This window comes from Micromonospora sp. IBHARD004 (assembly GCF_052814115.1).
On sequence record NZ_CP199934.1, the window covers coordinates 1,730,087 to 1,756,638 of the forward strand.

A 26,552-nucleotide genomic window follows, 5' to 3' on the forward strand; every position below is an offset into this window, starting at 1 on the left:
GAGGCGGCTCACGCCGGGGTGGTGACCGGGACCGGGCCGGTCCAGGCGGAGGTGCCCACGACGTTGAACGACCGGATCCGGTAGTGGTAGGTGACGCCCCGGGCCAGCCCGGTGTTGGTGAAGCCCCGACCGGTGACGGTGAAGGTGGCCAGCTCCTGGCCGAACGCCGCGTCCAGCGCCCGCTGCACCACGAACCCGGACCCCGGCCCGGCGGGCGTGCTGGCCGACCAGCTCAGGATCACCGCCGCGGTGTCCGGTGCGGGGGCGGTGGCGGTGGCGCACACCGTACCCGGTGTCCCGGGCCGGGGCGGGGTGGTCACGGTGGCGACTGTGGACCAGGGTGACGACGCGCCGAGATAGGTGGTGCGGACCCGGTAGTAGTACGTGGTGTCCGGGGCGACGGCCGGGTCGACGTGGTTGTCGCCGACCGCGATGGCGGTGGTGCCCGGCCCGCTGGTGAAGGTCGGGTTGGTGGCCCGCTGCACGTCGACCCCGGTGGCGAACGAGCGGTTGGCCCAGCGCAGCGCCACCCGCAGCGGCGCGGCCGGCGGCACCGCCGCGGTCAGCCGGGCCGGTGCGGTGAGCTGCACCGACGCCGGGACGCTGTTCGACCAGGCCGAGCAGCTCACCGCGTTCTCCGCCCGGATCCGGTAGTGGTAGGTCACCCCCGGGGTGACCGTGGCGTCGGTGTACCGGGTGGCGGTGGCGGCCACGGTGATCCCGGTCAGCCCCGCGGTGAAGGTGGCGTCGGTGGCCCGTTGCAGCAGGTGGCTGGTGGCTGGCGGCCGGCTGCCGTTGCCGGTCCAGGCCAGCGCGATCGCCGGCAGCGCGGTCGCCGAGCCGGGCGCCGGGGTGGCGGTCAGCCCGGTCGGCGCCTTGGGGGAGACCCGCAGCACCAGCGGCCGGCTCATGCCCTGGTCCCGCAGGCCCGCGGCCCGGGTGTGCCAGCGGTACTCCCAGCCCAGGTTCACCAGCTGGTTCACCACCGTCGCGGGCCGCCCGTCGAGCGGGCTGACCGGGGAGGCGTCGAGCCGGGCGCCGGCCGGCCGGGTCGGGTCGAGCAGCCGCACGCTGTCGCTGATCTTGAAGGGCAGGGTGGGCGGCACCGGGCGCAGCGCCACGATCACGTCCTCCCGCGGGTTGACCCGCACGGTCTCCTTCCAGCCCAGCTCGTTGGCGTCCGGCGGGCGGACCGTGCCGTCCCAGCCGACCCGGTTGACCAGCTGCACGTCGCAGCCCTCCACGTGCACCGGATGGGTCTGTGGGGCGTCGCCGACGATCCGCCAGAGCTGGGTGCCGTCGGCCGGGGTGCCCATCGGCACGGTCGGGTCGGCCGCGAAGAGCACCTCGGTCGCCGGATCGGCGGGGCCGAGTGGCAGGGTGGCCGCGGTGAGCGGGCCGGCGTGCGGATGGCCGACGCCGAGCCGGCCCACCGCGCGGCCGTGCCGGGGCTCGAAGACCTGCCCCACCGCCTTCACGGCGAGCGGGAGGGTGACCGGGCCGGCGGCGCCGGGCGGGGTGAAGCTGACCGAGGTGGCGCGCGCCGGCACCAGCGTCTCCCGGGGCGTCCGGGTGCCGAACGCCGGGTCGTACGCCGGCTGCGGCACGATCGGCGGTCGCTGGCTGGCCGCGTACGCGCCGGGCAGGCGCTCGGCGAGCCGGGCGAGGTCGTACCGGGGCGCGGGGGCGCCGGCCACCCGGATCTGGAGCAGGGTCCTCGTGTTCGGGCCGTACCCGGGACGGCTGGGCGGGAGCCCGCCGACGGCCGTGCGGTCCGGGGCGTCGGTGTGGTGGTCGTACCGGGGGTCGAAGCGGGGCAGCGGGGCGGGGCAGTCGTTGTAGAGGATCAGCGTGGCGCCCGGGGGCACGGTGGAGAAGTCCACCACCACGTCGGCCCGCTCGCCGGGGGCGAGCAGCAGCGTGTGCCCGTCCACGTTGAGCACGGTCGGGTCCTGCCGGTCGTACCGGTAGCCCACCGGGCGGTTGGGCAGCACCACGGGGGCGGGCAGCAGGCCGCACTCGTTGCCGATCTGGATCAGCGCCGGGCCGGCCGCGCGGGGATCCGGCGCGCCGCCGTCCCGCCCGTCGGTCGGCCAGGCCGCCGGCCGGTCCGCCGCCCGGACCGCCTCGACCATCGGCACCTCACCGGCGTCCGGGTCGGCCGGGCTGCCGTCGTCCGGCCACAGCGGCCCGTCGGAGCGGGCCCGGTAGAGCTGGAGGTTGAGGCTGCGGTCGGCGCAGGCGTTGAGGATCCGGAACCGGTACGCCCTCCGCTCGACCGTCAGGTACGGGTAGGCCGCGCCGTTGACCAGCATGGTGTCCCCGTACGCCGCGGGGACGGCCGACGGGTGCGGCACGCCCGGCGTCAGCGGCGGCTCGTCCGGCTCCGCGACCGGGTCGTGGTGCGGGTTCGGCACCGGGGCGACCCACGGGCTGCCGCCGCCGTCGGGGTCGTGCGTCCACGGCCCGTAGTCCCAGCGACCGGTGGGGTTCCGCCCGTCCGCCCGGTAGGGGTTCTGCCGGGGCTGGTAGACGTGCGGGTACCAGAGGTTGCCCTTGGCGCCCCAGCGGTCCCGGTCCCAGGTCGGGTCCTGCGCGGCGAGCTGGTCGTCGTCCGGCACGAAGGTCCTGTCCTGGATCACCAGCGGCAGCTGGTCGGCCGGGAGCACGCCGTCGGCGACGAGCCGCTCCTCCGCCGGGTCGGTGAGCAGGTAGAGCGCCAGCTGTCCGGAGTAGACGGTGAGCCGGGACAGGCCGAGGGTGTTGTCGTGCAGCCACATCAGCCGGCCGCTCTGCTCGTTCGGGAAGTAGAGCGTGGTGGCGCCCGCGCCCGGCGGCGGCATGTCCGGCACCGGCGTCACCCCGACCCCGGTCGGGTACGGGGTGATCTCGCCCGCCGGAGTGACCCACCGCCACGGGTTGCCCGCGCTGATCCAGGCCGTCTGCGCGCCGGCGAGGTGCGGCGCCGCCCGGTTCTGCGGGTACGGCGCCGGCCCGTCCAGCGGCCCCACGCCCGCCCCGTCGACCGTCTCGTCGACCGGCAGGAAGAGCTCCCCGGCCCGGCCGGTCGGGAGCTGGTTGATGAACTTGATCCGGACCGGTCGGCCGCGCCGGGCCCGGATCAGCGGTCCGAGGTGCCAGGGGCGGTCCGGCGGGGCCACCGTGTTGTGCCCGGACGAGTCGGTGCCGAGGTTGAGCTGGCGGTAGCCGCGCAGCCGGGTGGCCGGCAGGTCCCGGTGCAGCCGCTGGGTGTACTCCTGCAAACCGATCTCGTAGTAGTCGCAGCCCGGCCAGGTGATGGTGTCCGGCACCGCCACCGGCAGGTGGGCGCCCAACCCGTTGCGGCCCAGCGGCCCGGGCAGCGGCAGCGCGTCGAGGAACTTGCGGATGCCGGTGCCGGGCAGCGGCCGGCCCTGTCGGTCCACGACCGGCAGCGGGCTGCCGGCGACGTTCGGCACCGGACCGAAGCAGCGCGGCACGGCAGCCGGGTCGAGGCTGGCCGGCGCGGGGTCGCCCGGCTCGCCGTCGCGGGCGGCGGGCACGGTCGGGGCGTGGTCCTCGCCGGTGCGGACCGCGCGGTTCGCCCAGCTCGGCCGCAGTCTGCGGAACAGCACCATGGCTCTCCCCGGGATCGGGACGCGACGGCCGTCACTCCGGCGCGACGGACGCCCTGCTGACGATCGGTGAGCACTCCACCGCAGCATGCGACGCGTACGCCCGCAGAGGGAACTACCCAATCGTCCCTATCTCGGGCGATCTTGACCGGTTCGTGGAAGTTCTACGGTCCGGCGGGACCGGGGCGTTCCGGCTGGCAGACCGGGCACCAGTAGGTGACCCGTTCGCCCAGCTCCTCCTTGCGGATCGCGGTGCCGCAGCGGCGGCACGGCTGGGCCCGGCGGCCGTAGACGTAGCTGGTCTGCCCGCGGTGCAGCGAGCCGGTGGTGCTCTGCGTCCACCGCCCCCGGTTGGCGGCCAGCAGCCGCTGCGCCAGGGTGACCGTGCCGGTCAGGTCGGGCACCGCGCCGACCGGCGTCCACGGGGAGACACCGCGCAGGAACAGCACCTCGCACTTGTAGAGGTTGCCGACCCCGGCCAGGTTGCGCTGGTCGAGCAGCGCCTCGCCGATGGTGGCCTCCGGCTGCGCGGCCAGCCGGCGGACCGCCTCGGCCGGGTCCCAGTCCTTGCCGAGCAGGTCCGGTCCGAGGTGACCGACCAGCGACTGCTCCTGGTCGGTCGGGATCAACGCCAGCTCGTGCAGGTGGTACCCGACCGCGACCGCCCCGGCGGAGCGGAGCACCACCCGGATCAGGTGCGCCGGCCGGGCCGCCCACCGCTCGCCCGGCGCGTACGCCCGCCAGGCGCCGTCCATCCGCAGGTGCGAGTGCAGCGTCCAGTCCCGCCCGCCGCCGGATGTGCCCTCGGGGCCGGGCGTGCCGGTCGGGGCGGTGAGCCGGAGCAGGAGGTGCTTGCCGCGGCTGGCCGACTCGCGGACGGTCCAGCCGGTCAGGTCGGTCGCGGCGAGCTGCGGCACCCGGAAGTCGGAGCCGGTGAGCCGGGCACCGGCCAGCGCCCGTTGCAGGACGCGGGCGGTGTTCCAGACGGTGTCGCCTTCGGGCACCGCTCCATCTTCCCTCGCCCGAGCGGGATCTGCATGTGTCGCTATTTGTAGTGAGATTCCCCCTTGATCCGCCGACAACGCGCCAGCAGCGGGCTCTCAGGGGAATGCCGAGAGGGCTTCGGGGCGCGGCTCCGCCGTCCACGGCGGCACGGCCCCGTCCTGCTGACCCGCGTCCCCCGCCGGCGGACCGGGCGGGCCGTCGGTCAGGGCCGCTCGTCGGGGCGGGCCGAGCGGACCATGTCCTGGTAGCGCGGGTGGCTGGCGCCGTAGACGGCGAAATTCAGCCGGGCGTGGGTGAGGCTCAGGTCGCCGTTGGGGCCGCCGCGCACCACGTCGGCGTCCCCGTCCGACTGGCCGTCGTCCGTCCAGAAGCAGACCGGGCACGTGCCCCCGCCGGTCCGGGACGCGCAACACGGACATGCGACGGGAACCCACTGCTCACCCACCGGAGCAGCATTCCATACTCGACGACGACCGGTAAGGAGTGATCTCACTCGCCGCTCAGCGACAGGACGTCCCCGGGGCGTACGGCGAGCAGGTCGACCGCCCGGCCGTCGCGTACCGCCACCGCCACCAGGCCGGCGGAGTCGACGTGCACGACCAGGGCGCCGACCTCGGCGTCGCCGAAGGTACGCCCGCGTACCGCCGCCCGGCCGTCCACCCGGATCCGGTCCGGGAGCTGTTCCAGCAGGTCACCGGGGGCGGCGAGCTGGACGTTGCCGAAGTGGTCCACGGTGAGCACCTCGGCGGCGAACCCCGCGCCGGTCCGCCGGAGCACCGGCGTCGGCAGCCGGACCAGCGTCCCCGGGTCCACCGCCGGGCCGGCCCCGCCCAGCGGCGCGCCGAGCGCGAGCCGGGCGGCGACCGGGGCGAAGACGTCCCTGCCGTGGAAGGTGCGGGAGACCGTGGGCGCCAGCCACCCCGGGTTGGTCAGCTCGACCGCCGCGGTGATCCCGCCGAGGGCCTCCGCGGCGTCCGCCAGCAACCCGTTGTCCGGCCCGACCAGCACACCGCCCGGGGTGGCCAGGGCCACGCCCCGGCGGGCGGTGCCGACGCCGGGGTCGACCACCGCGACGTGTACCCCGGCCGGCAGGTACGGCACGGTCTGGGCGAGCACCGCCGCGCCCCGGCGCACGTCCGCCGGCGGTACCAGGTGGGTCACGTCGATCACCCGTACCGCCGGCGCGATTCGGGCGATCATGCCGTGGCACGCCGCCACGAAACCGTCGGCGAGACCGTAGTCGGTGGTCAACGAGATGCAGGTGTATCCGCCCATTTCGGCAGGCTAGCGCCGTCGGCGGGGTCAGGTTCCGAAGCGCGCCCCGGCACGCGCGTCCCCCCGCCGGGTGGAAAGCTCCGGTCAGCCGCGCAGCCGCAGGCCGCGGGGGGTGGCCCGGAAGCCGGCGGCGGTCAGCGCGTCGCGCAGCGGCGAGGAGTGCACGGCCTCGCCGTCGGCCCGCTCCACCGACATCGCGCCGAGCGCGCCGGAGTGCACCGCGTCGGCGAGCGCCTTGCCGGCCACGGCGAGCGTGTCGGCGTCGTCGGTGAAGGAGAGGATCGTCCGCCCGCCCCGCTCCACGTAGAGCACCAGGTCGCCGCCGACCAGCACCACCAGCGCGCCGGCCTTGCGCCCGGCCCGGTGCCCGGTGGCCGGGGCCGCGCCGTCACCCGAGTCGACCACCCGCTCCGGCCAGGGCAGTGCCGCGCCGTACGGGTTGGCCGGGTCGGTGGCGGCGAGCACCAGGGTCGGCCCGCCCCGGCCCCGGCCGCCGTCGGCCGGATCGGCCAGGGCGCGGATCCGGTCCACCGCGCCGGGGACGGCGAACTGGGCGGCGCCGAGCCCCTCGACGAAGTAGCCCCGGCGGGCCGCCCCGCGCTCCTCCAGCGCCGACAGCACCGGGTAGACCGCGGCGAAGCCGCCGACCACCTGCTCGGCCATGACCGCGCCCCGGGTGACCACGCCGTGCCGTTCGAGCAGCAGGTCGGCGAGGGCGGCGGCCCGGCGGGTCGGGTCGAGGTCCCGCTCGGGCAGCCGCGACCAGCGCCCGGCCACCGTCGGCGGGCCGCTGCGGCTGGGCAGCGCCACCCGGCCGGGACGGCGGTAGCGGGTCCGCGGCGCGGACGGGCGGGACCGGTGCGCGCCCCCGCCGCCGAGCGCCGCCCGCAGCGGGGCGAGCGTGTCGTTGGTGAGGTGACCGGCCCAGACCAGGTCCCAGACGGCGGCGGCCAGCGCGGCGTCGTCGGTGGCCCCCACCCGGTCCGACAGCGAGCGGAAGAAGAGCGCCTGGCCGTCGGCGAGCGCGTCGAGCACCACGTCGTGCAGCGGGGTGCGGGTGAGCGCCTCGTCGGGCGGCGGGAGCAGCAGCGGCGCGGCGTCCGCGTACGCCAGGGTGACCCAGCCGTCGCCGCCGGAGATCGCCCCGGACCCGGCCCAGACCACCTCGCCGCTGGCGCAGAGTTCGTCGAGCTGGGCGGGGGAGTAGTCGGCGACCCGCGCGGGCAGCACGAGGCGTTCCAGCGCGGACGCGGGCACCGCCGCGCCCTGTAACTGCTCGACGGCGGCGGCGAGCGCCTCCACCCCCCGCGCCGACGAGCCGATCTGCTGCCAGCGGGGCAGGAACGCCGCGAGGGCCCGGGGCGGCACCGGCTCGATCTCCCGGCGCAGCGCGGCCAGCGAGCGGCGGCGCAGCAGCCGCAGCACCTCCGCGTCGCACCACTGGGTGCCGACGCTGTCCGGGGCGAACTCCCCGGAGACCACCCGGCCGGTGGCGGCGAGCCGGCGCAGCGCCTGCTCCACCACGAAGACGCCCAGCCCGAACCGGGCGGCGCAGCTGGCCGCCGCGAACGGGCCGTGGGTGCGGGCGTAGCGGGCCACCAGGTCGCCGAGCGGGTCGGCCACCGGCGCCAGGTACGCCTCGGCCACCCCGACCGGCAGCGCCACGCCGAGCGCGTCGCGCAGCCGGGCGGCGTCCTCGACGCCCACCCAGCGCTCCTCGCCGGCGATGCGGACCCGCAGCACCCGGCGGGCGGCCTCCAGCTCGGTCAGCCACGCCACCGGCGCGCCCCGCTCGGCCAGCTCGGCCTCGCTCAGGTCGCCGACCACCCGGAGCAGCTCGACCACGTCCTCGGCGTCGCGGGGGCGGCGCTGCTCGGTCAGCCAGCGCAGCTGCCGCTCGGTCTCGGCGAGCACCGTCGGGTCGAGCAGCTCCCGCAGGTCGACCCGGCCGAGCAGCTCGCCGAGCAGGCCCGAATCCAGGGCCAGGGCGGCGGCCCGGCGCTCCGCGAGGGGCGCGTCGCCCTCGTAGAGGAACGCCCCGACGTAGCCGAAGAGCAGCGAGCGGGCGAACGGCGAGGGCCGCTCGGACTCCACCTCGACCAGCCGCACCTTGCGGCTGCCCAGGTCGCGCATCAGCTCGGCGAGGGCGGGCTGGTCGAAGACGTCCTGGAGGCACTCGCGGGCGGCCTCCAGGGTGACCGGGAAGTCGGCGTAGTCGCGGGCGACGTCGAGGAGCTGGGCGGCGCGCTGGCGCTGCTGCCAGAGCGGCTGGCGGCGGCGCGGGTCGCGGCGGGGCAGCAGCAGCGACCGGGCCGCGCACTCGCGGAACCGGGCGGCGAAGAGCGCGGAGGTGCCGACGGACTCCTCGACGAGCTGGGCGATCTCGTCGGGCTCGAAGACCACCACGTCGGCGCCGGGTGGCTCGTCGGCGGTGTCGGGCAGCCGGACCACGATGCCGTCGTCGGAGGGCATCACCTGGGCGTCCACCCCGTACCGTTCGGCGAGCCGGCGGCCGATCGCCAGGGCCCACGGGCCGTTGACCCGAGCGCCGAGCACCGAGTGGACGGCGAGCCGCCAGTCGCCCAGCTCGTCGCGGAACCGTTCGACGACCACGGTCCGGTCGTCGGGCAGGGAGCGGGTGGCCGCCTGCTGCTCGCGCAGGTACGCCATCAGGTTGCCGGCGGCCCAGTCGTCGAGTCCGCCGGCGCGCAGCGCGGCGGTCGCGGTCTCGTCGTCCTGCCTGAGCAGGGCGCGGACCCGGGCGCCGATGGCCCGGCCCAGCTCGACCGGGCGGCCGAGCTGGTCGCCCTTCCAGAACGGCATCCGGGCGGCCTGGCCGGGGGCGGGGGAGACCAGCACCCGGTCGGGGGTGATCTCCTCGATCCGCCAGGAGGAGGAGCCGAGCAGGAAGACGTCGCCGACCCGGGACTCGTAGACCATCTCCTCGTCCAGCTCGCCGACCCGGGCGGCGCGTTCCGCCCCGGCCAGGAAGACCCCGAAGAGACCCCGGTCGGGGATGGTGCCGCCGCTGGTCACCGCGAGCCGCTGCGCGCCGGGGCGGCCGGTGAGCACGTCGGTGGCCCGGTCCCAGACCAGCCGGGGCCGCAGCTCGGCGAAGGCGGTCGACGGGTACCGCCCGGAGAGCATGTCGAGCACCGCGTGCAGGGCCGAGTCGGGCAGCTCGGCGAAGGGCGCGGCCCGGCGGACCAGCACGGCCAGGTCGCCGAGCCGCCAGGGCTCCAGCGCCACCATCGCCACGATCTGCTGGGCCAGCACGTCGAGCGGGTTGCGCGGGTAGTGCAGCTCCTCGATGGCGCCCTCGGCCATCCGCTCGGCGACCACGGTGCAGGAGAGCAGGTCGCCGCGGTGCTTGGGGAAGACCACGCCGCGGGAGACCGCGCCGACCTGGTGCCCGGCCCGGCCGACCCGTTGCAGGCCGGCGGCGACGCTCGGCGGCGCCTCGATCTGCACCACCAGGTCGACCGCGCCCATGTCGATGCCCAGCTCCAGGCTGGAGGTGGCGACCACGGCCGGGAGCTGGCCGGACTTGAGCGCCTCCTCGATGTGCTTGCGCTCCTCCCGGGAGACGCTGCCGTGGTGGGCCCGCGCAATCACCGGGGCCGCGCCGGCCGCCGCGCCGGACTGCGCCATCACCTCCGCCGGCTGGCGCGGCGCCCGCACCGAACCGTCGGGTACGCCCATTGGCCCGGCGCCGTCGGCGGCGCGGCCGGCGTCCGGGCCGGCCGCCGCCGCCAGCTCCTCGGCGGCCAGCTCGTTGAGGCGGGCGCAGAGCCGTTCCGCGCTGCGCCGGGAGTTGGTGAAGACGATGGTCGAGCGGTGCGCCCGGATCAGCGAGAAGACCCGCTCCTCCACGGCCGGCCAGATCGACGGCCGCCGCGGGCCGCCGGGGCCGCCCAGGTCGTCCGGCGACTGCTCCTGCTCGTCGAGGCGGGTCATGTCCTCCACCGGGACCTGGACGCTGACCTCGATGGTCTTGCTGCTGCGCGGCTGCACCACGTCGACCGGGCGGGCGCCGCCGAGGAAGCGGGCGCAGACGTCGATCGGCCGGACGGTGGCGGAGAGGCCGATCCGCTGCGCGGGCGTCTCCAGCAGCTCGTCGAGGCGTTCCAGGGAGAGGGCCAGGTGGGCGCCGCGCTTCGTCCCGGCCACCGCGTGCACCTCGTCGACGATCACCGTCTCGATCCCGCGCAGCGAGTCCCGGGCGGCGGAGGTGAGCAGCAGGAAGAGCGACTCGGGGGTGGTGATGAGGATGTCCGGCGGGGTGCGGGCGAAGGCGCGGCGCTCGTCGGCCGGCGTGTCGCCGGTGCGCATCCCGACGGTGATGTCCGGCGGGGCGACGCCGAGCCGGGTGGCGGCCTGCCGGATGCCGGCGAGCGGGGCGCGCAGGTTGCGCTCCACGTCGACGGCGAGCGCCTTCAGCGGGCTGACGTAGAGCACCCGGCAGCGCTGCCGCGCCTCGGCGGGCGGCGGCTCCTTGGCCAGCCGGTCGAGCGACCAGAGGAACGCGGCGAGGGTCTTGCCGGAGCCGGTGGGGGCGACGACCAGGGCGTTGCGCCCGGCGGCCACCGAACGCCAGGCGCCGGCCTGGGCGGCGGTGGGCGCGGCGAACGCCGCGGTGAACCACTCCCGGGTCGCCGCGCCGAAATCCGTCAGCACCGCCGCGTCGCCGCCGGTCACCTTCTTCGCCACGCCTCCCATCCTGCCCCGCCGGTGTGACGATCCGCCCCCGGCGGACGCTGGTTCTGTCCGGCTCCGGCTCTTACGCGACGGATGCGACGTTGAACGCGTTAAGTCTCACTTAACTGCTTGCTTGTGCCGCGCAACATAAAGTAACTTCACTCGCAACGCAGCGTGGGGTGGAGGGCTTTGGATGACCGTCGAGGAGCGAGGCTCCGGGCCCGGGACCGACGTGCTCATCCGTAAGGTCGACGGCCATCTCGCCGCGCTCCGCACCGGCCTGCAGGGCCCCGAGCTGGAACTCGCCGAGCAGCTCGCCCGCTGCCTGCGCGAGCTGGTCATCGCCACCGCCCACTCCAGCGCCGCCGACCGGGGGCTGGTCCGCGCCGCGGTGCACTACTTCGTCCTCCGCCGGGAGAGCCGCGGCCGGCTGCTCTCGGTGCGCTCCCTCGCCGCCGCCCAGCGGGTGGTCAACAAGGCCGTGCGCCAGCTCGGCCGCCCCGACCTGCTGGTGGAGGCCCGCCGGGAGCGGCCGTCCCGCGCGCCCGCGCTCTCCACCGGCGACAGCGCGCTGCGCTGACCCCGCTCCGGTACGCCGTACCGCGTCGCCGGCCCGGCCCGGTCCCGGTCGGACCGTTTTCCGCAAATCCACCCCTGGGCCGGGGATCTGGCGTCTGATCGGTCGTGGCCGGAGCGTGCCCGTCCCGGCGTGCGGTCCCACTCGACCTGGAGCGCGCGTGCTCGTACTGCTGATCCTGCACCTGGTGGCGGCCCTGCTCGCGCCGCTGCTGGTCCGCCGGTGGGGTCCGCGCGCCTGCTACCCGCTCGCCCTCGCGCCGGCCGCCGCGTTCGGCTGGGCCGTCGCCCACACCCCGGCGGTCCGCGACGGCGGCGCGGTCGTCGAGACGTACCGGTGGATCGGCCAGCTCCGGCTCGACCTGGCGCTGCGGGTCACCACCCTGTCCTGGCTGATGGTGCTGCTGGTCGGCGGCGTCGGCGCGCTGGTGCTGGTCTACTCCGCCCGCTACTTCCACCCCGGCTCGGCGGGGGTGGCCCGGTTCGCGGCCGTGCTGGTCGCCTTCGCCGGGGCGATGCTCGGCCTGGTGGTCGCCGACGACCTGCTGCTGCTCTACGTCTTCTGGGAGCTGACCACGGTCTTCTCCTACCTGCTCATCGGGCACAGCACCGAGCGGCGGTCCAGCCGGTGGGCGGCCGCCCAGGCGCTGACCGTGACCACCCTCGGCGGGCTGGCCATGCTGGTCGGCTTCCTGATGCTCGGCCGGCACGCCGGCGGCTACCGCTGGTCGGCGATCGTCGCCGCGCCGCTGCCCGGTGGCGGGTACCTCGCCGCGGCGGTGCTGCTGATCCTGGCCGGGGCGCTGGCCAAGTCCGCCGTCGTGCCGTTCAGCTCCTGGCTGCCGGTGGCGATGGCCGCGCCGACGCCGGTCAGCGCGTACCTGCACGCGGCGGCGATGGTGAAGGCCGGGGTCTACCTGGTCGGGCTGCTCGCCCCGGTGCTCGCGGTCGCCGGCCCGTGGCGTCCGGTCACCGTGGTCGCCGGGCTGGTCACCCTGGTCGCCGGGGGCTGGGCGGCGCTGCGGCAGACCGATCTGAAGCTGCTGCTGGCGTACGGCACGGTCAGCCAGCTCGGCCTGCTGACCGTGGTGATCGGCGCGGGCACCCCGAAGGCCGCGCTGGCCGGCACCGCGATGTTGCTCGCGCACGCGCTGTTCAAGGCGGCGCTGTTCCTCGTCGTCGGCCTCCTCGACCACTGCGCCGGCACCCGTGACCTGCGGGAGCTCTCCGGAGTCGGACGTACCGCGCCGCTGCTGGCGGTGATCGCCGGGCTCGCCGCCGCGTCGATGGCCGGGCTGCCGCCGCTGCTCGGCTTCGTCGCGAAGGAGGCGGTCCTCGCCGCCTTCACCGACCAGCCGCTCGTGCTCGCCGTGCTGGTCGGCGGCACCGCCCTCACCGTCGCGTACAGCATCCGGTTCCTCTGGGGCGCCTTCGCCACCCGTCCCGGCAGGCCGGCCACCGAGCTGGCCGCCGCCCCGGCCGCGATGCTGGCGCCACCGGCCCTGCTCGCCGCCGCCGGGCTGGCCTTCGGTCCAGCCGCCGGCTGGCTGGGCGGCCTGCTCCACCCGTACGCCGAGCTCTTCGGCCCGGGAGAGGCGCACCTCGCGCTATGGCCCGGGCCGAACCTGGCGCTGGCGCTCTCCGCGGCCGCGGTCGCCGCCGGTGTCGCGCTGCACCTGGTACGCGGCCCGCTCGCCCCCGCGCTGGCCCGGCTGCACGTACCGGTCGGCGGCAACCAGGGCTACGAGTGGGTCACCCACCGCTTCGACCGGTTCGCCATCGAGGTCACCGGCGCCACCCAGCGCGGCTCGCTGCCGCAGTACCTCGGCGCCATCCTGCTCGCGCTGGTGCTGCTGCCCGGCGCGGCGATGCTGGCCGCCCGCCCCTGGCGGGAACGGATCGCGCTCTGGGACACCCCCGCCCAGCTCGTGGTCTGCCTGGTGATCGCGGTGGCGGCGGTGCTCGCCGTCGGCGCCCGCCGCCGGCTCACCGCGATGCTGCTGGTCGGGGTGACCGGCTACGGCACCGCGATGATGTTCGTCCTCTACGGGGCGCCCGACCTGGCGCTCACCCAGTTCCTCGTCGAGACGGCCACCATCGTGCTCTTCGTGCTGGTGCTGCGGCGTCTGCCGGACCGCTTCTCGGCCCGGCCGCTGCGCCGCAGCCGCTGGCTGCGGCGGGGCATCGGGGTGGCGGCCGGGGTGGTGATGGCCGGCCTCGCGCTCGCGGCGGCCGGCGCCCGCCGGACGCCGTCGATCTCGCTCGCCTTCCCCGACCTGGCGGTCGCCCAGGGCTACGGCCGCAACGTGGTCAACGTGACCCTGGTCGACATCCGGGCCTGGGACACCATGGGCGAGATCTCCGTGCTGGTGGTGGCCGCGACCGGGGTGGCCAGCCTGATCTTCGAGCGGTCCCGCACCGGGCCGCGGCCGCGCCGCCCCGTGCCGTCCGCGCCCCGTCGGGACCGGCGGCCGGTCTGGCTGCGCGGCGGGGCCATGCTGCGCGAGCGGCGCCGGTCGATCGTCTTCGAGGTGGTCACCCGGCTGATCTTCCACACGGTGCTGCTCTTCTCCCTCTTCCTGCTCTTCTCCGGGCACAACGCCCCCGGCGGTGGCTTCGCCGGCGGCCTGGTCGCCGGACTCGCCCTCGCGGTCCGCTACCTGGCCGGCGGCCGGTACGAGCTGGCCGAGGCGGCGCCGGTCGGGGCGGGGACGGTGCTCGGCGCCGGGCTGGCCGTCTCCGTCGGCACCGGCGCGATCGGGCTGCTCCGCACCGGATCCGTGCTGGAGAGCGTGAAGGTCGACCTCTGGCTGCCCGCCGTCGGCCACTGCTACCTGGTCACGTCACTCTTCTTCGACGTCGGCGTCTACCTGATCGTGGTCGGGCTGGTGCTGGACATCCTGCGCAGCCTCGGCGCCGAGGTGGACCGGCACGTCGAGGCGAGCGGCGGTCCGGAGGGCGGCCTGGCGGTCGACCGGGAGGGGGACCGGACGTGAGCGCGAGGAGTGAGCCGGTTCTGCGAGCCCCGCAGTCGCGAACAGAGGTGGCGCGGTGACGGAGGTCGGGGCGGGACCGACCCTGGTGCTGGTGGTCGCCGTCGGGGTGCTGGTGGCCACCGGCGTCACCCTGCTGCTGGAGCGGAGCCTGAGCCGGATCCTGCTCGGGGTCATCCTGCTCGGCAACGGGGTGAACCTGCTGATCCTGCTCGGCGGCCGGTCCGGGGCCGCGCCGGTGGTGGGCACCGCGCCCATCGGGGAGATGAGCGACGCGCTGCCCCAGGCGATGGTGCTGACCGCCGTGGTGATCACCTTCGGGCTGACCGCGTTCCTGCTCGCGGTCGCGTACCGGAGCTGGTATCTCAGCGGCGACGACGAGGTGCAGGACGACCTGGAGGACCGGCAGGTCGTCCGGCTCGCCGAGCGGGACGAGGTCTCCACCGCGGACCTCGGCGGCGAGGGCCCGGACAACGACCCGGAGCAGGTGGACCCGGGGCCCGCGCTGCGCCGGCTGCGCCGCGGGGAGCAGCGGTGACCCCGGCGCTGGTGCCGTTGCCCGTGGTGGTGCCGCTGCTCGGCGCCGCGCTGACGCTGATCCTCGCCAACCGGCCCCGGCTGCAACGGTCGGTCAGCGTGGTCGGCCTCGCCGCCACCCTGGCGGTCGCCGTGACGCTGCTGGTCGAGGCGTACCGGCACGGGCCGGTGGTGGTGCAGGTCGGCGGCTGGCCGGCGCCGGTGGGCATCGTGCTGGTCGCCGACCAGCTCGCCGCGCTGATGCTGGTGGTCTCGTCGGCGGTGACGCTCTGCGTGCTGCTCTACTCGATCGGCCAGGGGCGCGGGGAGACCAGCGAGACCGCGCCGGTGAGCATCTACCACCCCACCTACCTGGTGCTGACCGCCGGCGTCACCAACGCCTTCCTGGCCGGGGACCTGTTCAACCTCTTCGTCGGCTTCGAGATCCTGCTGGCGGCGAGCTTCGTGCTGATCACGCTGGGCGGCACCGAGACCCGGATCCGCACCGGCTCGACGTACGTGGTGGTCAGCGTCCTCTCCTCGATGATCTTCCTGGCCGCGGTGGGCCTGGTGTACGCGGCCACCGGCACCCTCAACATGGCCCAGCTCGCCGGGCGGCTGGACGGCCTGCCGACCGGCGTACGGCTGGCGTTGCAGCTCATGCTGCTGCTCGCCTTCGGCATCAAGGCGGCGGTCTTCCCGGTCTCGGCCTGGCTGCCGGACAGCTACCCGACCGCCCCGGCCCCGGTCACCGCGGTCTTCGCAGGCCTGCTCACCAAGGTCGGCGTGTACGCCATCATCCGCACCGAGACGCTGCTCTTCCCCGGCGGGCAGGTCGACCGGCTGCTCATGGTGGTCGCCGGGCTGACCATGGTGGTCGGCATCCTCGGCGCGGTGGCCCAGTCCGACATGAAGCGGCTCTTCTCGTTCACCCTGGTCAGCCACATCGGCTTCATGATCTTCGGGGTGGCGCTGAGCAGCGTCGCCGGCCTCTCCGGGGCGATCTTCTACGTGGTGCACCACATCACCATCCAGACCACCCTCTTCCTGGTCGCCGGCCTGGTCGAGGAGCGGGCCGGCAGCACCGACCTGCGTCGCCTCGGCGGGCTGGCCCGGGTCGCCCCGCTGCTCGCGGTGCTCTTCTTCGTCCCGGCGATGAACCTCGCCGGCGTGCCGCCCTTGTCCGGCTTCCTCGGCAAGCTCGGCCTGCTCCAGGCCGGCGTGGCGGCGCCCGGGGTGCTCCCCGGAGTGCTGGTCGGGGCCGGCACGGTGACCAGCCTGCTCACCCTCTACGCCGCCTCCCGGGTGTGGAACATCGCGTTCTGGCGCTCGCCCCGGCTCGCCACCACCGATCCCACCGTACGGCTGCCGGCGCTGATGGTCGGCGCGACCACGGCCCTGGTCGTGCTCGGCGTGGCGCTGACCCTCGCCGCCGGGCCGCTCTTCGAGGTCACCGCGGACGCCGCCACCGACCTGCGGGCACGTACCCCCTACGTGCGGGCCGTCTTCCCGGGCGGCGTCCCGTGACGGCCGGCGGGCCGTCCGGGCCGCCGGGTCGCAACGCCACCGTCGGGCGCGGCCGCCGGTGGCGGGACGAGGCGGTCGCGCTCGGCTGGCTGGTGCTGACCTGGCTGCTGCTCTGGGGAGACGTGACCTGGGGCAACGTGCTCGGCGGGCTGGTCGTCGGCGGCGCCGTGCTGCTCTTCTTCCCGCTGCCGCCGGTCACCTTCGGCGGCCGGCTCCGTCCCGGGGCGCTGCTCGTGCTGGCCGCCACCTTCGCCGGTGAGCTGGTGAGCGCCAGCGTCCACGTCGCCGCGATCGCCGTCCGCCCCGGCTACCGGCCGCGCGGCGCGATCATCGCGGTGCCGCTGCGGGTCCGCACCGACCTCAACCTGGCGCTCACCGCCGAGGTGATCTCCCTGGTCCCGGGCACCCTCATCCTCGAGGTGGACCGGGACCAGGGCGTCCTCTACGCGCACGTGCTCGACGTCCGCGGCCCGGCGGACCTGACCGCGAGCCGCGACCGGATCCTCGCCGTCGAGCGGCGCATTGTCCGCGCGATCGGCTCGCCCGCCGAGGTACGCCAGCTGGGTACCGAACCCGTCGACCGGAGGAACAATCCGTGACCACGCTCCTCGCCGTCGTGCTGACCGTGCTGCTCTCGGTCACCGCCCTGCTCGCCCTGGCCCGCATCTACCGGGGGCCGTCGCTGCTGGACCGGGTCGTCGCCGCCGACCTGCTGCTCTCCATCATGCTCGGCGCGGTCGGCGCCGAGGCGGCGGTCAACCGGCACGCCACCACGCTGCCCGTGCTGGTGGTGCTCTCCCTGCTCGGCTTCGTCGGCTCGGTGGCGATGGTCCGCTTCGCCGTCCGCGAGGAGGCGTGATGGGGGTGGTCGCCGACTGGCTCGGCGCGGCCTGCCTGGTTGCCGGGGCCCTGCTCAGCCTGGCCGCCGGGATCGGCGTGCTGCGCTTCCCGGACGTGCTGGACCGGATGCACGCGGCCACCAAGCCGCAGGTGCTCGGCGTGCTGCTGCTGCTGGTCGGGGTGGCGCTGCGCCTGCGTACGCCGTCGGACCTGGGCATGCTGGCGCTGGTCGCGATCTTCCAACTGGCCACCGCGCCGGTCGCCGCCCAGATGGTCGGTCGGGCCGCGTACCGGTCGGGTCGGGTCGACCGGGCCCTGCTCGACCCGGACGAGCTGGCCGACCGCTGACCGGGGTGGAACCGGACAACTGCGCCACCTTCAGCGGGCATCCAGCCAGCCCCGATAAAATGGGGGCATGATCGACTCCTCTGCCCAGGAGGGCAGCAGTAGCCAGCCGGGTCGTGCCCGGCATTCCCTCGCCCCGACGACCCCGGGAGCCCTGAACCTCCCGTGCTGATCGTCGTGGGTCTCGTACTCATCATCGTGCTCACCGCCGCCACCGGTTACTTCGTGGCCCAGGAGTTCGGTTACGTCGCCGTGGACCGCGGCAGGCTCAAGCAGCTCGCCGACGCCGGCGACGTGCCCGCCGCCCGGGCCCTGGAGGTGACCGGCCGGCTGTCGTTCATGCTCTCCGGCGCCCAGCTCGGCATCACCGTGACCGCCCTGCTCGTCGGTTACGTCGCCGAGCCGTACCTGGGCGCCGGGCTGGCCGACCTGCTCGGCCTCGCCGGGGTCTCCACCGCGGTCAGCCTGCCGCTCTCGGTGGTGCTGGCCCTGATCATCGCCACCGTGGTGCAGATGGTCCTCGGCGAGCTGGCCCCGAAGAACCTGGCCATCGCCCGCGCCGTACCCCTCGCGCGGGCGCTGAGCCGGTCCACCCTGATCTACCTGAAGCTCGCCGGCCCGGTGGTCACCCTCTTCGACCGGGCCGCCGTCCGGCTGCTCCGCCGGATCGGCATCGAGCCGATCGAGGAGCTGCCCAGCGGCGCCACCCCGGCGGACCTGGAACAGATCATCGCCGAGTCCCGCGAGGAGGGCCGCCTCGACGCCGAGATGTCCGACCTGCTCGACCGGGGCCTGGACTTCCGCGAGCTGACCGCCGGGGAGGCCATGGTGCCCCGGGTCGACGTGCACACCGTGCGCGCCGACGAGCCGGTCAGCCGGATCGTCGAACTGCTCGACACCGGCCACTCCCGCTTCCCGGTCCGCGGCGCCGAGGGCGTTGACGACCTGGTGGGCGTGGTCGGCATCGCCGACGTGCTCGGCGTGCCGCCGGCCGAGCGGGCGACCACCCGGGTCGGCGCGGTGGCCGTACCGCCGCTGCTGGTGCCGGAGACGCTGCCGCTGCCGACGGTGCTGGACCGGCTCCGGGTCGGCCACCGGCAGCTCGCCTGCGTGGTCGACGAGTACGGCGGCTTCGCCGGCGTGATCACCCTGGAGGACATCGCCGAGGAGCTGGTCGGGCCGATCCGCGACGAGGACGACCCGCCGGAGCGGGCCCCGGCCCGGCAGGACGACGGCTCCTGGGTGGTGCCGGCCCGCTGGCGGATCGACGAGGTCGCCGACAGCACCGGCATCTCGCTGCCCGAGGCTCCCGAGTACGACACCCTCTCCGGGCTGGTCATGCGGGAGCTGGGCCGGGTGCCCGAGGTCGGCGACCGGCTGGAGATCAGCCTCGCCGCCGACGGCGGCGAGCCCGACGTCGAGCCGCGCGCCCTGGTCGAGGTGCTGGCCGTGGACCGGCACGTCGCCGACTCCGTCCGGCTCCGGATGGCCGCGGCCGAACGCGGGGAGGAGGCGGCATGAGCGGGTCGACCATGTCCGCCGCCCGGCGCGGGGCGGTCCCCGCATGAGCCCCGGCTTCGCACTCTTCTTCAGCGCCGTGCTGCTGGCGTTGAACGGCTTCTTCGTGGCCGCCGAGTTCGCCCTGGTGGCCTCGAAGCGGTACCGGCTGGAGCAGGCGGCGTCCGGCGGCGGGCGGGCCGCCCGCGCGGCGCTGGACGGCGTCCGCGAGCTGTCCCTGATGCTGGCCGGCGCGCAGCTCGGCATCACGCTCTGCACCCTGGGCCTGGGCGCCCTGGCCGAGCCGGCGATCGAGCACCTGCTCAGCCCGCTGCTGCACGCGGTGGGCCTGCCGGACGCGGTCAGCCACCTGGTGGCGCTGCTCTTCGCCCTCGGCCTGGTGACGTTCCTGCACCTGGTGGTCGGCGAGATGGCCCCGAAGTCGTGGGCGATCACCGACGCGGAGCGCTCGGCGACGCTGCTGGCGCTGCCGTTCCGGGCCTTCGCCCGGGTCTCCCGCCCGGTGCTCTCGGCGTTGAACGCGCTGGCCAACCTGGTGCTGCGGCTGGTCGGCGTCCGGCAGCAGGACCAGCTCGCCATGGTGCACGGCCCGGACGAGCTGCGCATCCTGCTGGAGCAGTCCCGCGAGCACGGGCTGCTCGGCGCGGAGCAGCACCAGCTGCTGACCAGCATGCTGGAGCTGCAGGGCACCACGGTGGCGCAGATCATGGAGCCGTTCGACCGGATCGTCATGGTCCGCCGGGACGACACCGCCGAGCGGATCGAGCACGTCTCCCGGGACAGCGGCCGGTCCCGGCTGGCCGTGCTCGACGCCGGCGGCGAGGTCTGCGGCCTGGTGCACGTCCGGGAGGCGGTCCGGGCCGTCACCACCGGCCGGGCGGCGACCGCCGGTGAGCTGATGAGCCCGGCCTTCACGCTGCCCGGGGCGGCCTCGGTGACCGAGGCGGTGGCGGCGATGCGCGGCCGGCAGGCCCAGCTGGCGCTGGTCAGCAACGGCGGGGGCCCGACCCGGCCGATCGGCTTCGTGGCCCTGGAGGACCTCCTGGAGGAGGTCATCGGCGAGTTCGACGACGAGACCGACCCGGTGCCGAGGGGTCGTCGCCTGCGCTGACGCTTCCCGCACTCCCGTCCGGACCGACGGCCGGCGCCGGCACAGGAGTGCCGGGCCGGGGACCGGGAATGCCGCCGCGGCGGCGGCGACGGGAACGGGGGGGGCGGGGTGCGGCTGACCGGGGTGTCCTCGGAGTCCGGCTGGACCGGGCTGTCGGTGACCACCACCCTGACCAACCCGAGCACCCGTCCCGGCCTGCGCCTGCCGGGGCGGGTGACGCTCGCCGCCGGGGGAGAGGACGTGCCGGTCCGGCACATCCGGCTGGGCCTGATCGCCCAGGCCGAGCCGGAGGATCCGGGCTCGCCGCGCCGCCTGGTGCAGTTCCACCAGGTGCCGGTCGCCGGCCGGTTCGTGGTGCCGGCGGGGCGGCGGCGGGCGATCGACTTCGCGCTGCCGCTGCCCTGGGAGACCCCGGTGACGATCTTCGGCGAGGTGCCGCTGATGAGCCTGCGCACCGGTCTGCGTACCGAGGTGTCGGTGGATCCGGACCTGGACCAGGGCGCGATGGTGCCGGTCTTCGTCCACCCGCTCCCCACCCAGCAGCACATCCTCGCCGCGCTGGACACTCTGGGTTTCGTGATGCGGCAGGCGGGTCTGCAGCTGGGCCGGCTGCCCGGGGTGGAGCAGACGCTGCCCCTGTACGAGCGGCTGGGCTACTGGGTGGCGCCGCTCTACGCCGGCCCGATCACCGAGCTGGAACTGATCTTCGTGACCAACGCGGCGGGGGTGGAGGTGCTGCTCTGGCTGGACCGGCGGCTCGCCCTGGCCGGGGTGACCCACCAGAGCATCAGCCGGTTCCGGGTCTGGCACGCGGGTCAGGACCGGCGGGACTGGGTGGCCACGGTCGACGGGTGGCTGCGGCACGCCGTCAACCGGCATGCGGCCGCCGCCGCGCACGCCGACTGGTCCGCCACGATCAGTGAGTCCGCGCACGTCAGCCGCCACCCCGACGAGCCGGTCGCGCCCGGCTACGGCCTGGGCGGCACGGCCGGCGGTGGCGGCATCGGCGGCGGTGGCGACGGCACCTGACCGCCGCGTGGTCAGACCGAGGCGGTGGCGAGCTTGATGCTGAAGCCGAGGAAGAGGGCGGCGACGGCGGTGGTGCCGGTGGCGGCGAGCCGGCGACGGCGGTGGAACTGGGCGGCGAGGAAGGTCCCGGCGAAGATCAGCGCGGTCAGGTAGAGCGCGCTGGTCACCTGGGCGATCAGGCCGAGCAGCAGGAACGACAGCGCCGGCCAGGCGTACCCGGGGTCGACGAACTGGATGAAGAACGAGATGAAGAAGAGGATCGCCTTCGGGTTGAGCAGGCTGATCACCAGCGCCTTGCGGAACGGGCTGCGCAGCGCCGCCGGCTCCGCCGCGTCGATCAGCCGCGGCGTGGTCGGGTCGTTGCGGTCGCGCCAGCGCCGCCAGGCGCCGCGCAGCATCGTCAACCCCACATAACCGAGGTACGCCGCGCCGGCGTACTTGATCACCAGGAAGAGCGGCGGGTACGCCTGGAGCAGCGACGCCACCCCGGCGGCGGAGAGGATCATCAGCACCGAGTCGCCGACGAAGACCCCGCCCGCGGCCCGGTAGCCGGCCCCCACCCCGCGCCGGGCGGCGGTGGAGAGCACGAAGAGCGAGTTCGGCCCGGGGAGCAGGATGATCGCCACGGTCCCCAGCAGGTACGTCCAGATGTCGGTGATGCCCAGCACGCCGGTCATCATGACGCCACCGGTGCCGCCGGGCGAAGCCTTTCCCGCAGCCTGACCTGTGCGTTCGGCCACTCCTCGGCCAGCATCGAGTAGAGCGCCGAGTTCCGCCAGGTGCCGTCGGCGCGGCGGCGGTTGGCGCGCAGCGTCCCCTCCCGGGTGGCCCCGAGCCGCTCGATGGCCCGCTGTGAGCGTTCGTTGAGCGTGCTGGTCTGCCAGGTGACCCGGATCGCGTCCAGCTCCTCGAAGGCCCGGGTGAGCAGCAGCAGCTTCGCCTCGGTGTTGATCCCGGTGCGCCACCACGCCCGGCCGAGCTGGGTGAAGCCGATCTCGACCGACCCGAGGTCCTCGTCCGGCTGGTAGTAGGAGGTGGTGCCGACCACCGCCCCGGTGGCCGCGCAGCGCTGCACCCACGGCACCCGTACGCCGCGCTGGTGGCCGGCCAGCGCGGCCCGGACGTAGCCGGCCATCTCGGCCGCGCTCGTCGGGCGGGGGCTGCCGACGTACCGCCACACCTCGGGGTCGTCGAGCGCGGTGTACAGCTCCTCGGCGTGGGACAGGTCGAGGGGTTCCAGCACGACGTGTTCGCCGCGCAGCACCACCGGCTCCAGCCAGGCCGACCGGGCCGGCCGCAGGTATGCCGGCAGCGGCGCGGTCACCCCGGGGGCCGGCTCCGGCACCCCGGCGGTCAGCCGCAGCGGCAGCACCCCGGCCCAGTACGGCAGGTCGAGGTCGGCGGGGTCGTCGTTGACCCCGCCGGTGCGGGTGCGGACCGACACCTCGCGCAGCGGCAGCGCCAGCACGGCCGTCTCGGCCAGCTCCCGGCGGCTCGGCGGCCGGCTGTCCGCGCTGCGCCCGGCGGCGGCCTTCTCGACCAGCGCGGTGAGGACGGCGGTCTTCTCCCGCTCGTGGGTGACCAGCCGCGCGGTGCCGTGCGCGACCACGGAGCGGTAGTTGGCGCTGTGGTGGAACTGGGAGCGGCCGTAGATCAGCGCGTCGAGCAGGGTCACCGCGACGCAGACCGGCAGCCCGGCGTCGTCCCGGGCGGCGAGCAGCGGCCGGCTGCCGGTGGAGCCGTGCAGGTAGAGGGTGTCGCCGACCCGGACGTGCAGGGTGGGCAGCACCCGCGGCTCACCGTCCACGGTGAACCCGAGCGCGCAGTGGTACGCCTCGTCGAGGACGGCGTGCGCGGCGGTCTCGTCGTAGCTCATCCGGTCGCGGGTGCGGCTGGCGGTGGTCCGTTCGGTGCGGGGGTACATGCGACATCCCACCTTTGTTCTAGTACAATCTCCAAACTGTGGCAGCACATTATCAGATCGAGGGGTCGACGTCGGCCGCCATCTCGGCCAGCGTGGAGAGCGGGATCCGCAGCGGGGCACTCGCCCCGGGCGACGCCCTGCCCGCCGTCCGCGCCCTGGCCACCGGGCTGGCGGTGAGCCCGGCCACCGTCGCCCGGGCGTACCAGGAGCTGCGGCAGCGCGGCCTGGTCGTCACCGCCGGCCGGCACGGCACCCGGGTCCGGCCCCGCCCGCCGGTCGCCACCCGCCGCGCCGGGCTGATGCCGCCACCGCTGCCCGGCACCCGCAACCTCTCCGCCGGGCAGCCCGACAGGCGGCTGCTGCCGCCGCTCGGTCCGCACCTGGCCGCGCTCGCCGCCGAGATCGGCGCGCCCACCGGGTACGCCGCCGCCGCCGTCCTCCCCGAGCTGGCCGACGCCGCCCGGGACCGGCTCGCCGCCGACGGCGTACCGGCCGAGGAGATCACCGTGACCGGCGGCGCGCTGGACGGCATCGAACGCCTGCTCGCCGCCCACCTGCGCCCCGGCGACGCGGTGGCCGTCGAGGACCCCGGCTGGGCCAACCTGCTCGACCTCGTCGCCGCGCTGGGGCTGCGCCCCATCGGGGTGCCCGTCGACGACGACGGTCCCACCGAGCCCGGCGTCCGGGCCGCCCTCGCGGCCGGGGCCCGTGCGCTGGTCGTCACCAGCCGCGCCCAGAACCCGACCGGCGCCGCCGTCTCCGCCGACCGCGCCGAGGCGCTGCGGGCGCTGCTCGCCGGCCGGTCCGACCTGCTGCTGATCGAGGACGACCACGCCGCCGAGCTGGCCCGCGTACCCCTGCACCCGCTCGCCGGGGCGACCCCGGCCTGGGCCTTCGTCCGTTCGGTGAGCAAGCCCTACGGGCCCGACCTGCGGCTGGCGATCGTCGCCGGGGACGAGGCCACCGTCTCCCGGGTGGCCGGGCGGGCCCGGGTCGGCGCCGGCTGGGTCTCCACGGTGCTGCAACGGCTGGTGCTGGCGCTCTGGCGCGACCCGGTCACCGCCGAGCTGGTGCACCGGGCGGGGGAGAGCTACGAACGGCGCCGGGACGGGCTGCTGGCCGCCCTGGCCGCCCGGGGCGTGACCGCGCACGGCCGCACCGGGATCAACGTCTGGGTCCCCGTACCGGACGAGACCGTCGTGGTCACCGCCCTGCGGGACGCCGGCTGGTCGGTCGCCCCCGGCGCGCTCAACCGGATCGCCGCCGGCCCGGGCGTCCGGATCACGGTCAGCGCCCTCGACAAGGCCGACCTCGCCCCGCTCGCCGCCGCGATCGCCCGCGCGGTACGCCCCACCGCGCCGTTCGGGTTCACCGCCTGACCGGCCCGGGGCATGGCGGCGGCACCTGCGGGAATGCCGCGGCGGGAGGTGGTCGACATGGCTTCGAACAGGTCTTCGAACAGGCCCCGGACCGGACTCTGGATCGCCATCGCGGTGGCGGTGATCGTCGTGATCATCGCGATCGCGCTGGCCTCGCGCGGCGGCGGCGGAGGTGGCGGTTACTGACGCACGGAAAACCCCGCCGCGCGGCGGGCGGTACCCGGCGTCCGGGATGAAACCGGTATATAAAGTCGGCATGGCCGAGACCGAGAGCGCCCCCGGCGCCCAGCAGTTCATCCCGCCGCAGGCCGACACCATCGACGAGCTGCGCGCCGCGGCGGCCGGCTGCCGGGGGTGCGAGCTCTACCGGGACGCCTCGCAGACCGTCTTCGGCCGGGGCGACGAGAGCGCCCGGGTGGTCCTCGTGGGCGAGCAGCCCGGCGACATGGAGGACCAGAAGGGGCTGCCCTTCGTCGGCCCCGCCGGCCGGCTGCTGCGCAAGGCGGTGGACGACGCCGGCATCGACCCCGGTCACATCTACCTGACCAACGCGGTCAAGCACTTCAGATTCGAGCTGCGCGGCAAGCGCCGGATCCACCAGTCGCCGGACCGGGTGCACATCACCGCGTGCCGGCCCTGGCTGGTGGCCGAGTTCGCCCGGCTCCACCCCGAGGTCGTGGTGGTGCTCGGGGCCACCGCCGCCAAGGCGCTGCTCGGCCCGACGTTCCGGGTCACCCGGCAGCGCGGCGAGCTGCTGCCCTGGCCGGCGTCCGCGCAGCATCCCGAGGACTTCACCCGGGTGCCGGTGGACAACACCGGGAAGGTCGCCGACGCCCCCGAGGCCCGCCTGCTCGCCACCATCCACCCGTCGGCGGTGCTCCGCGCCGACGACCAGGACAGCGCGTACGCCGGCCTGGTCTCCGACCTGGCGGTCGCCGCCCGCGCCCTCGCCGCCTGATCGCGCCGGCTCCGGCGAGCGCGCCTCGCCTCTGGGCAGAGCCGGTGAGCGGTGCCACACTGGCCGCCATGGAGCAGCATCTCTACGAGCCCGTCCACGAAGAGTTCCGGGACCTGTGCCGCCAGTTCCTGACCCGGGAGGCCGTCCCGCACCACGAGCGCTGGGAAGCCGACGGGATCGTCGACCGGGAGGTGTGGCGCAAGGCCGGCGCGGCGGGGCTGCTCGGCATGGACGTCGACACCGAGTACGGCGGCGGCGGCCAGCGGGACTTCCGGTTCAACGCGGTGCTGGTCGAGGAGGTCGTCGCGGCCGGCTGTTCCGGGCTCGGCTTCGGCCTGCACAACGACGTGGTGGCGCCGTACCTGACCGAGCTGACCACCGACGACCAGCGCAAGCGCTGGCTGCCGCGCTTCTGCTCCGGGGACCTGGTCACCGCGATCGCGATGAGCGAGCCCGGCGCGGGCAGCGACCTGGCCGGGATCCGCACCAGCGCGGTCCGCGACGGTGACACGTACCTGCTCAACGGTCAGAAGACGTTCATCACCAACGGCGAGATGGCCGACCTGGTGGTGCTGGTCGTCCGGACCGCCCCGGACCAGGGCGCGCACGGGGTCAGCCTGGTCGCGGTGGAGACCGGCACCCCCGGGTTCACCCGGGGCCGCCGGCTGGCCAAGGTCGGGCTGAAGGCCAACGACACCGCCGAGCTCTTCTTCGACGACTGCCGGGTGCCGGCGGAGAACCTGATCGGCACCGAGAACCACGGCTTCTACCACCTGATGGGGAACCTGCCCCGGGAGCGGCTGAGCATCGCGGTGGCCGCGGTCGCGGCGGCGGAGAAGCTGCTCGCGGTCACCCTCGACTACGCCCGCTCGCGGGAGGCGTTCGGCCGGCCGATCGGGAAGTTCCAGCACAACCGCTTCCTCCTGGCCGAGTTGGACACCGAGGTGACCATCGCCCGTACCTTCGTCAACCACTGCGTCGCCGAGTTCAACGCCGGCCGGTTGTCGGTGACCGACGCGGCGAAGGCCAAGTGGTGGACCACCGAGCTGCAGAACAAGGTCGCCGACCGCTGCGTGCAGCTGCACGGCGGCTACGGCTTCATGCTGGAGTACCCGGTGGCGAAGGCCTGGCTGGACGGGCGGGTGCAGACCATCTACGGCGGCACCACCGAGATCATGAAGGAGATCATCGGCCGAGGTCTCGGCCTGTAGCGAAACCGGGTGCCGCCGGGTGGGGCGGATGCG

Annotated in this window: 21 protein-coding genes; 14 read left to right on the forward strand and 7 right to left on the reverse strand. The window is 75.3% G+C overall.

Annotated elements, in window-relative coordinates:
• Nucleotides 1-8: 8 nt before the first annotated feature.
• The 5 genes from ACTWO6_RS08600 to ACTWO6_RS08620 all read right to left on the reverse strand — a co-directional run bounded on the left by ACTWO6_RS08600 (nt 9) and on the right by ACTWO6_RS08620 (nt 10,613).
• Nucleotides 9-3,617 carry a multicopper oxidase domain-containing protein gene (locus ACTWO6_RS08600; protein WP_446219124.1) on the reverse strand — a complete coding sequence of 1,203 codons (3,609 nt, stop codon included), beginning with the start codon at nt 3,615-3,617 and terminating at the stop codon, nt 9-11.
• 161 nt (nt 3,618-3,778) lie between these two features.
• The gene (locus tag ACTWO6_RS08605; protein ID WP_446219125.1) at nt 3,779-4,618 is read right to left on the reverse strand and encodes a DNA-formamidopyrimidine glycosylase family protein; all 840 of its coding nucleotides are present in this window, start codon (nt 4,616-4,618) and stop codon (nt 3,779-3,781) included.
• Between the two features lie 203 nt (nt 4,619-4,821).
• On the reverse strand, nt 4,822-5,112 hold the full coding sequence (locus tag ACTWO6_RS08610; protein ID WP_446219126.1) for a CPCC family cysteine-rich protein: 291 nt from the start codon (nt 5,110-5,112) through the stop codon (nt 4,822-4,824).
• Nucleotides 5,109-5,894: an SAM hydrolase/SAM-dependent halogenase family protein gene (locus ACTWO6_RS08615; protein ID WP_446219127.1), complete on the reverse strand. Its 786-nt coding sequence runs from the start codon at nt 5,892-5,894 to the stop codon at nt 5,109-5,111. The genes ACTWO6_RS08610 and ACTWO6_RS08615 overlap by 4 nt, the downstream gene beginning before the upstream one ends.
• A gap of 84 nt (nt 5,895-5,978) precedes the next feature.
• Nucleotides 5,979-10,613 (reverse strand): ATP-dependent helicase, encoded by a 4,635-nt coding sequence (locus ACTWO6_RS08620; protein ID WP_446219128.1) that lies wholly within the window; start codon nt 10,611-10,613, stop codon nt 5,979-5,981.
• Between the two features lie 172 nt (nt 10,614-10,785).
• Here ACTWO6_RS08620 and ACTWO6_RS08625 point away from each other — a divergent pair, with 172 nt between their 5' ends.
• The 10 genes from ACTWO6_RS08625 to ACTWO6_RS08670 all read left to right on the forward strand — a co-directional run bounded on the left by ACTWO6_RS08625 (nt 10,786) and on the right by ACTWO6_RS08670 (nt 21,047).
• Nucleotides 10,786-11,172, forward strand: coding sequence for a hypothetical protein (locus tag ACTWO6_RS08625; protein ID WP_446219129.1), 387 nt, complete (start codon nt 10,786-10,788; stop codon nt 11,170-11,172).
• Nucleotides 11,173-11,329: 157 nt separating this feature from the next.
• A complete protein-coding gene (locus ACTWO6_RS08630) occupies nt 11,330-14,164 on the forward strand; it encodes a Na+/H+ antiporter subunit A (RefSeq protein WP_446219130.1) in 2,835 nt (944 codons plus the stop codon).
• 55 nt (nt 14,165-14,219) lie between these two features.
• A complete protein-coding gene (locus ACTWO6_RS08635; RefSeq protein ID WP_446219131.1) occupies nt 14,220-14,699 on the forward strand; it encodes a Na(+)/H(+) antiporter subunit C in 480 nt (159 codons plus the stop codon).
• Nucleotides 14,696-16,204 carry a Na+/H+ antiporter subunit D gene (locus ACTWO6_RS08640; RefSeq protein ID WP_446219132.1) on the forward strand — a complete coding sequence of 503 codons (1,509 nt, stop codon included), beginning with the start codon at nt 14,696-14,698 and terminating at the stop codon, nt 16,202-16,204. Before ACTWO6_RS08635 ends, ACTWO6_RS08640 begins: the two co-directional genes overlap by 4 nt.
• The gene (locus ACTWO6_RS08645) at nt 16,201-16,803 is read left to right on the forward strand and encodes a Na+/H+ antiporter subunit E (RefSeq protein ID WP_446219133.1); all 603 of its coding nucleotides are present in this window, start codon (nt 16,201-16,203) and stop codon (nt 16,801-16,803) included. Before ACTWO6_RS08640 ends, ACTWO6_RS08645 begins: the two co-directional genes overlap by 4 nt.
• A complete protein-coding gene (locus ACTWO6_RS08650; protein ID WP_130333121.1) occupies nt 16,800-17,063 on the forward strand; it encodes a monovalent cation/H+ antiporter complex subunit F in 264 nt (87 codons plus the stop codon). Before ACTWO6_RS08645 ends, ACTWO6_RS08650 begins: the two co-directional genes overlap by 4 nt.
• A complete protein-coding gene (mnhG, locus tag ACTWO6_RS08655) occupies nt 17,063-17,392 on the forward strand; it encodes a monovalent cation/H(+) antiporter subunit G (protein ID WP_446219134.1) in 330 nt (109 codons plus the stop codon). Before ACTWO6_RS08650 ends, mnhG begins: the two co-directional genes overlap by 1 nt.
• Before the next feature lie 162 nt (nt 17,393-17,554).
• A complete protein-coding gene (locus ACTWO6_RS08660) occupies nt 17,555-18,910 on the forward strand; it encodes a hemolysin family protein (RefSeq protein ID WP_446219135.1) in 1,356 nt (451 codons plus the stop codon).
• A gap of 43 nt (nt 18,911-18,953) precedes the next feature.
• The gene (locus ACTWO6_RS08665; protein WP_446219136.1) at nt 18,954-20,018 is read left to right on the forward strand and encodes a hemolysin family protein; all 1,065 of its coding nucleotides are present in this window, start codon (nt 18,954-18,956) and stop codon (nt 20,016-20,018) included.
• A gap of 108 nt (nt 20,019-20,126) precedes the next feature.
• Nucleotides 20,127-21,047 carry a sporulation protein gene (locus ACTWO6_RS08670; RefSeq protein WP_446219137.1) on the forward strand — a complete coding sequence of 307 codons (921 nt, stop codon included), beginning with the start codon at nt 20,127-20,129 and terminating at the stop codon, nt 21,045-21,047.
• Nucleotides 21,048-21,058: 11 nt separating this feature from the next.
• Here ACTWO6_RS08670 and leuE read toward each other — a convergent pair whose 3' ends face one another.
• A complete protein-coding gene (gene leuE / locus ACTWO6_RS08675) occupies nt 21,059-21,727 on the reverse strand; it encodes a leucine efflux protein LeuE (RefSeq protein WP_446219138.1) in 669 nt (222 codons plus the stop codon).
• Nucleotides 21,724-22,971 (reverse strand): bifunctional pyridoxamine 5'-phosphate oxidase family protein/GNAT family N-acetyltransferase, encoded by a 1,248-nt coding sequence (locus ACTWO6_RS08680; RefSeq protein ID WP_446219139.1) that lies wholly within the window; start codon nt 22,969-22,971, stop codon nt 21,724-21,726. The genes leuE and ACTWO6_RS08680 overlap by 4 nt, the downstream gene beginning before the upstream one ends.
• 38 nt (nt 22,972-23,009) lie before the next feature.
• Here ACTWO6_RS08680 and ACTWO6_RS08685 point away from each other — a divergent pair, with 38 nt between their 5' ends.
• The 4 genes from ACTWO6_RS08685 to ACTWO6_RS08700 all read left to right on the forward strand — a co-directional run bounded on the left by ACTWO6_RS08685 (nt 23,010) and on the right by ACTWO6_RS08700 (nt 26,519).
• Nucleotides 23,010-24,350 carry an aminotransferase class I/II-fold pyridoxal phosphate-dependent enzyme gene (locus ACTWO6_RS08685; protein WP_446219140.1) on the forward strand — a complete coding sequence of 447 codons (1,341 nt, stop codon included), beginning with the start codon at nt 23,010-23,012 and terminating at the stop codon, nt 24,348-24,350.
• A gap of 57 nt (nt 24,351-24,407) precedes the next feature.
• A complete protein-coding gene (locus tag ACTWO6_RS08690; protein WP_446219141.1) occupies nt 24,408-24,536 on the forward strand; it encodes a hypothetical protein in 129 nt (42 codons plus the stop codon).
• 70 nt (nt 24,537-24,606) lie between these two features.
• On the forward strand, nt 24,607-25,308 hold the full coding sequence (locus ACTWO6_RS08695; protein ID WP_446219142.1) for a UdgX family uracil-DNA binding protein: 702 nt from the start codon (nt 24,607-24,609) through the stop codon (nt 25,306-25,308).
• 68 nt (nt 25,309-25,376) lie between these two features.
• Nucleotides 25,377-26,519 (forward strand): acyl-CoA dehydrogenase family protein, encoded by a 1,143-nt coding sequence (locus ACTWO6_RS08700; RefSeq protein WP_446219143.1) that lies wholly within the window; start codon nt 25,377-25,379, stop codon nt 26,517-26,519.
• Nucleotides 26,520-26,552 lie beyond the last annotated feature (33 nt).

Coding starts and splice junctions, on each gene's coding strand:
- ACTWO6_RS08600 (WP_446219124.1), bottom strand. CDS start 3,617: ATGGTGCTGTTCCGCAGACTGCGGCCGAGCTGGGCGAACCGCGCGGTC.
- ACTWO6_RS08615 (WP_446219127.1), bottom strand. CDS start 5,894: ATGGGCGGATACACCTGCATCTCGTTGACCACCGACTACGGTCTCGCC.
- ACTWO6_RS08620 (WP_446219128.1), bottom strand. CDS start 10,613: ATGGGAGGCGTGGCGAAGAAGGTGACCGGCGGCGACGCGGCGGTGCTG.
- ACTWO6_RS08625 (WP_446219129.1), top strand. CDS start 10,786: ATGACCGTCGAGGAGCGAGGCTCCGGGCCCGGGACCGACGTGCTCATC.
- mnhG (WP_446219134.1), top strand. CDS start 17,063: ATGGGGGTGGTCGCCGACTGGCTCGGCGCGGCCTGCCTGGTTGCCGGG.
- ACTWO6_RS08665 (WP_446219136.1), top strand. CDS start 18,954: ATGAGCCCCGGCTTCGCACTCTTCTTCAGCGCCGTGCTGCTGGCGTTG.
- leuE (WP_446219138.1), bottom strand. CDS start 21,727: ATGATGACCGGCGTGCTGGGCATCACCGACATCTGGACGTACCTGCTG.
- ACTWO6_RS08680 (WP_446219139.1), bottom strand. CDS start 22,971: ATGTACCCCCGCACCGAACGGACCACCGCCAGCCGCACCCGCGACCGG.
- ACTWO6_RS08690 (WP_446219141.1), top strand. CDS start 24,408: ATGGCTTCGAACAGGTCTTCGAACAGGCCCCGGACCGGACTCTGGATC.
- ACTWO6_RS08695 (WP_446219142.1), top strand. CDS start 24,607: ATGGCCGAGACCGAGAGCGCCCCCGGCGCCCAGCAGTTCATCCCGCCG.
- ACTWO6_RS08700 (WP_446219143.1), top strand. CDS start 25,377: ATGGAGCAGCATCTCTACGAGCCCGTCCACGAAGAGTTCCGGGACCTG.